The organism is Paraburkholderia sp. CI2 (assembly GCF_014201055.1).
In the GTDB taxonomy this organism is placed as follows: Bacteria; Pseudomonadota; Gammaproteobacteria; order Burkholderiales; family Burkholderiaceae; genus Paraburkholderia; species Paraburkholderia tuberum.
Map to the genome: position 1 here is coordinate 182,635 of NZ_JACHDL010000015.1, position 6,769 is coordinate 189,403.

The 6,769-nt window shown below is 63.9% G+C and carries 8 protein-coding genes; 1 reads left to right on the forward strand and 7 read right to left on the reverse strand.

What is annotated here, in order from left to right; translation table 11 throughout:
• Window positions 1–117 precede the first annotated feature (117 nt).
• Entirely contained in the window at window positions 118–972 is an 855-nt protein-coding gene (locus tag HDG32_RS21295) for an oxidoreductase (protein WP_184070481.1), read from the forward strand.
• Between the two features lie 33 nt (window positions 973–1,005).
• On the opposite strand, the gene HDG32_RS21300 is transcribed toward HDG32_RS21295, so the two are convergent.
• The 7 genes from HDG32_RS21300 to HDG32_RS36000 form a co-directional block, all read right to left on the reverse strand.
• Window positions 1,006–1,440: a rubredoxin gene (locus tag HDG32_RS21300; protein ID WP_184057832.1), complete on the reverse strand. Its 435-nt coding sequence runs from the start codon at window positions 1,438–1,440 to the stop codon at window positions 1,006–1,008.
• Between the two features lie 72 nt (window positions 1,441–1,512).
• Window positions 1,513–1,638 (reverse strand): hypothetical protein, encoded by a 126-nt coding sequence (locus tag HDG32_RS36580; protein WP_260327592.1) that lies wholly within the window; start codon window positions 1,636–1,638, stop codon window positions 1,513–1,515.
• A 225-nt stretch (window positions 1,639–1,863) separates the two neighbouring features.
• On the reverse strand, window positions 1,864–3,054 hold the full coding sequence (locus HDG32_RS21310) for an aromatic ring-hydroxylating dioxygenase subunit alpha (protein ID WP_184052838.1): 1,191 nt from the start codon (window positions 3,052–3,054) through the stop codon (window positions 1,864–1,866).
• 213 nt (window positions 3,055–3,267) lie between these two features.
• Window positions 3,268–4,719, reverse strand: a complete 1,452-nt coding sequence (locus HDG32_RS21315; RefSeq protein WP_184070483.1) for a glycosyltransferase family 2 protein — start codon at window positions 4,717–4,719, stop codon at window positions 3,268–3,270.
• A gap of 79 nt (window positions 4,720–4,798) precedes the next feature.
• Window positions 4,799–5,398 (reverse strand): cytochrome b, encoded by a 600-nt coding sequence (locus HDG32_RS21320; protein WP_090807993.1) that lies wholly within the window; start codon window positions 5,396–5,398, stop codon window positions 4,799–4,801.
• A 292-nt stretch (window positions 5,399–5,690) separates the two neighbouring features.
• The gene (locus HDG32_RS21325; RefSeq protein ID WP_184070486.1) at window positions 5,691–6,605 is read right to left on the reverse strand and encodes a LysR substrate-binding domain-containing protein; all 915 of its coding nucleotides are present in this window, start codon (window positions 6,603–6,605) and stop codon (window positions 5,691–5,693) included.
• Window positions 6,586–6,769: hypothetical protein (locus tag HDG32_RS36000; RefSeq protein WP_221307817.1), on the reverse strand; the 184-nt coding region annotated here is incomplete at its 5' end. The genes HDG32_RS21325 and HDG32_RS36000, both read right to left, overlap by 20 nt.

Consider the following 6,769-nt stretch of genomic DNA (forward strand, 5'->3'; position numbering starts at 1 on the left):
CTGACATCACCCGCATACCGATTACCGACGCGCCGCGCGTCTGCGCCGCATCGGGGCGCCGTTTTTAGCGCCGTTTCCCAGTCTTCACGTCATAGACCCTCAACAGGAGTGTTCCAAATGATGAATCGAGACAATCCCGTCTGGCTGATCACAGGCTGTTCCACCGGCTTCGGCCGCGAGCTCGCGAAGCTCGTGCTGGAACGCGGCTGGCGCGCGGTCGTCACCGCGCGCGATGCATCGAAAGTGAAGGACATCGCAGAGGGGCACGGCGAGCGCGCGCTGGTGCTGCCGCTCGACGTGACCAATCGCGCGCAGATAGAAACCGTGGTCGCGCAGGCGAAGCGCCATTTCGGCCGCATCGACGCGCTCGTCAACAACGCGGGCTACGGTTATCTGGCCGCGATCGAGGAAGGCGAGGACAGCGAAGTCCGCTCGATGTTCGAGACCAACGTGTTCGGCCTCGTCGACATCACGAAGGCCGTGCTGCCGATCATGCGTGAGCAGCGCAGCGGTTTGATCGTCAACGTGTCGTCGATTGGCGGGATTGCGAGTTTCGCGGCGACCGGCTACTACCATGCGACGAAGTACGCAGTGGAAGGGCTGTCGGAATCGCTCGCGCTGGAAGTGAAACCACTCGGCATCGGCGTGCTGATCGTCGAGCCGGGGCCGTTTCGCACCAACTGGGCGGGTCCGTCGATCAAGCAGTCGGCAACCTTGATCGACGACTATGCGTCGACCGCCGGCGAGCGCCGCAAGCAGACCGAAGCGCGCAGCGGCAAGCAGGCCGGCGACCCGGTGCGCGCCGCGCAGGCGATCATCGATGCGGCGTTGTCGGACGCGCCGCCGCTGCGGCTGCTGCTCGGCAAGACCGCGCTCGATCTCGCGTACAGGAAGCTCGACTTTCTGCGCGGCGATTTCGACACCTGGCGAGCGACGAGCGAGGGGGCGGATTATCCGGAAGGGACGGCGTAGAGCGGGTTTATCAGGCGAGCCTCGGCCCGCCGCTTAAAACTCCACCAGCGCAAAATCTTCCTTGCCCACATCGCACAGCGGGCAGCGCCAGTCGGCCGGCACATCGGCCCAGCGCGTGCCCGGCGCGATGCCCTCTTCCGGCACGCCGGCGGCTTCGTCGTAGACCCAGCCGCAGATCACGCAGACCCATTGCTTGAAGTCGTCGGCTGTGGCGACGTTCGCGGCCGACCGCGCATCGGGCGTACCGGTCGCAGCGGCATCCGCCGCGCACGTGCGCGCCGTCGCATCGAGGCTCACGACGAGCGGCGCGACCGTGCCGCTACCGGTTCCCGCGAGCCGCGCCTTCAGGCTGTCGAGCAGGCGCTGCGCTTCGTCGCGGGTCAGATCGATCCAGTACGGATCGCCGGCGCCGTCGTTGAGCCGCTCGGGGGAAAACTGGATTTCTACGGCTACGCCCTTCTTGTACATGGCAATCAAAAATCTCGAGAAAGCCGGCGACGCGCGCCGGCACAAGGCTGCCCGCGCGACGCGGGCGCTGCTTCAGTGCGCGTGGACCAGCAGATTCAGCGCGATCGAGGCGATCAGGCCAGCGGCGCCGATCAGGCCAAGCAACTGCAGAAGAGTGAGGGATTTACGCGAGTTGGTGGGGGTTTGTTGCGTGGTCACGAGCGAGTCTTGAAGTTCGGAAAAAGCGCAATGGTACACGGGTGCGGACGCGACGAATGTCGATTGGCGCAAACTCGCGCGCAATAAAAGTACCGGGCGATATTATCGCCGCTCGCGCGCCGCGCATTGTCTACCGTGGGGAGATGGATTAATTCCCGGCGAGGGGGAAAGCCGTGGCGCGACGGGGTGCGCGGCGCCGGTGAACACACCCGCGCCGCGCCGCGCTCAGGTCTTGGCGAGCGGATCGCCGTGACGCGAATCCCAGAAACGGATCACCGCCGTATCGCCGGTGCCCGCGCCGACCACCTGGTCCGGCGCGCCGCACTCGCGCAGCAGCGCGCGCAAGTCGTTGATGACCGGGAACACCTCGTGATTCCAGTCCGCTCCCTGCGAATCGTGGGCGCGCTGCTCCGCCTCGACGATCTCGCGATCCTCCTTGAAAATGCGTTCGGTGAACCACACCAGCAGCGGCCATGCGAGATTCATCACACCCGGAATGCCGGGCTTGCGGATCGACAGCAGCCCGAACGTTCGGTTGGTGCGCTGCTCGCGGTCGAGCGGCACATAGACGATCCACAGGTCCATCACCAGCGTCTGCTCGTCGTTGCGGATTTGCAGCGTCTGGAACGGGTATTCGGTGCGGATCGTCATGACGTCTTTGTCGCCGGAGCCACCGGTCTTGCGCCTCTCGCCGAACACCATCGCCTCGCCTAGCGGCTGCTGCCCCTCCATGCGCGCAAACGTGTAGTCGACCTCGACCCAGCCCTCACCGCGCCGCCGCCCGAGCGAACGCGCGCGCATGCGCCCCATCTGGCGGCGATGCAGGAACTGATGATTCATGTCCATCAGGTTCTCGTGCATGAACGAATAATGACACTTGACCGGACGGCCGAAACGGCGCGTCTTGTACTTCGGGTCGGACACCGAGCGAAAGCCCGGCAACGGCCGCTCCTCCGCGAGCGCGGCGTCGCCGGGAAACACGAAGATCAGCCCCTCCACTTCCTGACACGGATACGAGCGCACACCGTTCGGTAGACGCTCGCGGCCGAGGTACGGCACGTCGATGCACTTGCCCGAGCAGTCGTAGGTCCAGCCGTGATAGCCGCAGCGAATCGATTCGCCGTCGACTACGCCCTGATGCAGCGGCACCTGCCGATGCGCGCAGCGATCTTCCAGCGCGAACACTTTGCCGCTCTCGGTGCGCGCGAGCACGATCGGATCGCCGGCGAAGGTTACGCCGAGCGTCTTGCCGCGCTTCACTTCATGCGACCACGCGAGTGGGTACCAGTAATCCGGATGAATGGCGACGCGGCGCAGATCGCGCACCGGCGCCTCGTGAGTGGCTTGAGCAGGCGCGGCAGCGAGCGTTGCGCCTGCGGATTCCTGTTCCTGTTCGAGCGGGGGAACTGCATGCATAGGTCAAGCCTCCGTGCACCAGCGGATGGAAGGTTGCCGCGCTGCATGGCAGTGCGGCATCTTCACCAGTCTACTTGATGCAGCCGCCGCATGGCACTGTCGCCGGCATGCGCGATGGGTCGCAGCACACATTGCGCGGCAGCGCGCATCAGGGTGACGAGCTACCTTTACCACACCCGCCCTACGGAAACATTGACCTGCACTTCGAGCTGCTCAATCCTCGTCGAGCGCGACGAGCCCGGAGCGCCGTTGCACGCCCCACGCGCGGCCGCCGCGCAGAAAATGCAGCCAGCCGAGCGCGGCGCCCAGATGACGCACGAGCTGGAACGAGAACGGCTCCGCAACGGCCGCGAGCATCGCCATGCCGAGACTGTTGCCATTGCGCTCGCCGGTCCAGCGCCGGTAGAGATGGATGCTCCACAGGTAAAACGCCAGATCGATCGCCGTTTTCAGGCCGATCACGCTGAAGATCGACACGACGATCGCCCCGTGTCCGCCGAACAGAAAACCGAGTAGCAATGCGAATGCCGTGAGGCCGTAGATCGGCTGCATCGTGTCGACCGCCTTGACCGGCAGCATCAGCATGCCGAGCGTACCGTAGCGCGGATTGCCGGTCATGTCGCGGTTCCAGTACTGGGTCTGCAGGAAGCCCGCGAACCAGCGGCGGCGCTGGCGCAGAAAGCTCGCGAGGGTGTCGGGCGCATCGGTGCGCGCATGCGCTTCGCCAACCACGCGCACGTCCCAGCCGAGCTCGTGATCCACCGAATAGCGGCGCAGCCGGTGAATCAGTTCGTAATCCTCGACCAGACACTGCGGATCGAAGCCGCCGACCGCGACGAGCGCATCGCGCCGAAACGACGCGAATGCGCCCGAGATCAGCAGCAGGCTGTCCGCGCGCATCCACGCGAAACGCGCGATGAAGTTGCGCATGTACTCGTAGGTCTGGAACCACTGGAACACGCGGCCCGACAGCGACTTGCCGCAGACCGGCACGAGAATGCCCGCTGCCGCGACGAGCGACGGCTCGCTCGCGAACGCGGCGCGCATCGCGTAGGTGGCGTCGTCGTCGAGCAGCGTGTCGGCGTCGACGGTCATCACGGTGTCGGTCGTCATCACGGTGATCGCGGCGTTCAGCGCGCGGGCCTTGCCGCCGTGCGGCACGCGCAGCCAGAACAGGTTCGGATGCAGCGAGCTCGGCGCGCTCAGCACGCCATCGGCGGCGGGCGTGAGGCCGAAGCGTTGCGTGAGCAACTCGGCGGTGGCGTCGGTGGAGCCGTCGTCGGCGATCACGATCTGCGCGGGGCCGTGCGTTTGCCGCAGCAGCGCGGCGAGCGTGACCGGCAACACGGCCGCCTCGTTACGGGACGCGACGATGACACCCATGCCCGGCAACTCGCGCCGTTCGTGGTCGGCTTCGAGCGGCGCCGCGCGGCGCGTGAGCGGCAACGACTTCCACGTGACGAACGCGAGCAGCAACGTGTCATATACGACATACGCAATACCGGTCGACCACGCGAGCGCGCCACGCAGAAAGAATGCTCGCGCGAACAGCAGTGCCCACAGCACGACGACGCTGGAATGGATCAGCGTGCTCGATAGCGTCGCGCGACGCGGCAGAATGCGCGGCGACGCGACGGCGAATGCCTGTTCTAGGGTCTTCTTCAAGGTGAGGGTTTCAGGTTCAGCTGGGTTGCGGTTAGTTGGCGAAGCTGTGTTAGCGCGCCATCAAAAACACGCCGCGACTTCACGGCGTCATGCGCTTCAATACCGATTTGCGATCGAGCCACTCATGCTTGAGCGCGCCGCCGATATGCATCGCCAGCAACGCATAGAGCGCATAACCGAGCCACGCATGCAGCGCGCCGAAGCGATCGTGCAACGTCTCTTTCAGTGTCGGGTCGAGATGCATCACATAGCCGAAGCGCGGCCATTGGAACAGGCCGAACCACTGCATCGGATGCGTGGCCGCGTCTTTCCACGCGGAATCGTGCAGCCAGCCGGACAGCGGCAACGCAATCATCAGCAAATACAGCGCGAAGTGCGCGAGGTGCGCGGCAATCTTTTCCCACGACGGAAACTCGCGCGGCAACGGCGGCGGCTTGTGCGACACGCGCCACAGGATGCGCAGCAGCGCGAGCCCGAGCACCGTGATGCCGATCGATTTGTGCGTGTCGATCACCGGACGCACCCAGTCGTCGGGCAGCGAATCGGCGGACAGAGCGAGCACGACATTGACGCACATCAGCAACGCGATCAGCCAGTGCAGCGTCATCGCGGTGCGCGTATAGCGCGGCGGGCGAGAGGCATCGGTCGAATCGGTCAGGGAATTCGCTTGGGTGTTCATGGGGGTTCCGTTCACGAGGGCGATGAATGCCGTGAAAGCTGTTTGAAAATCGACGCTACCGGTATCAGGCAAACGCCCAAGTGTGTCGTTTTATTCCGCAAAGCGCTCAACCTGCGTGTTTCAGTTTGTTTCGGGCTTTGGAGGCACGACCCGCGCGCAAATCGCACTCGCGTGGCTGCCTTTTAGCTGGTGTTTTGGCCCATGTTCTGGCTGGCGTCCCGCAGATCAGCGCGGGACTCGCGGCAGCAGCCAGGCGCGATGTAGCGATCAAGCGTGTCCGATTTCTATCCGATCAATTCGCCAGCGCCCTTTTGAGCGCCTTCTGGTCACGTTCGAGCTGCATTCTCATGTGCCGCATGAACTGCCTCGCGGTTTCCGTGAGTGGGGTACCAGGGCGAAACACCAGCACTCCTGTGAACATTACCTCGATGTCGATCGGCTTCACGACGAGTCCCCGCTCTGCGAAGTCCAACGTCACGAGCGGATGAGCGATTCCTATACCGACTCCCGCGAGCGCCAGTTCGCAGATCGTGTGCGAATACGGCGTCTCGACGACCGGTTTGAGACGGATTTCGCGTGCCGTGAGTTGCGTTTCCAGGCGTAGCCTGGTGCTGTCTTCGGGATTCAGCGCGATGAAAGGAAATTCAGGCAGGTCCGCAACAGCGATGACAGAACGCGTTGCCAAAGGATGATGCGAGTTCATCACTGCGACAGCCCGCATACGCGCGAACACCGAGTGTTCGAGGCCGGCCATCGACATCTCGTCGGACATCAGGCCGAAATCCACCTGTCCAGCCGAGACCTTCTCATGCACTTCGCGCGAACTCATCACCTGTAGCGAAATTTGCACGTTTCTGGACGGGGCATCGAACGCCGCAATGACACGTGGCAGAAAGCCTGTGCCCAGTGCCGGCAGAGAGGCGATCGCCATCCGGCCCAATCCGTAGGACCGCAAACTACGGATTCGATGCTCGATGACCTCAAATCCGCGAAAGTACTGGTCAACCTCACGCATCAGGGCGACGGCTTCCTGGGTGGGAACGAGCCGGCTGCGTATCCGCTCGAACAGGCTGAAGTCCGCCATGGTTTCCAGACGCCTGATGGCCTGACTGACAGCCGGTTGCGAAATGCCGAGCAGGGCCGCCGCCTTGCTCGTGCTTCCTGCGTTCATGACCGCCCTGAACACTTCAATATCCCTGATTCGCATAACCTAGACTTATCGAGCTAATTATTTCCGATGTTGATGCAATCCCGGGTGAAAGTAAACTTCGATCATCAATCCACCACGAGGCATCGCCGGGAGCAAGATGACAAGCAATCCCCAGAAAGCGCCGCAGCCGTTCCGCAGCCTGTCCCCATCCGTCATGCGGG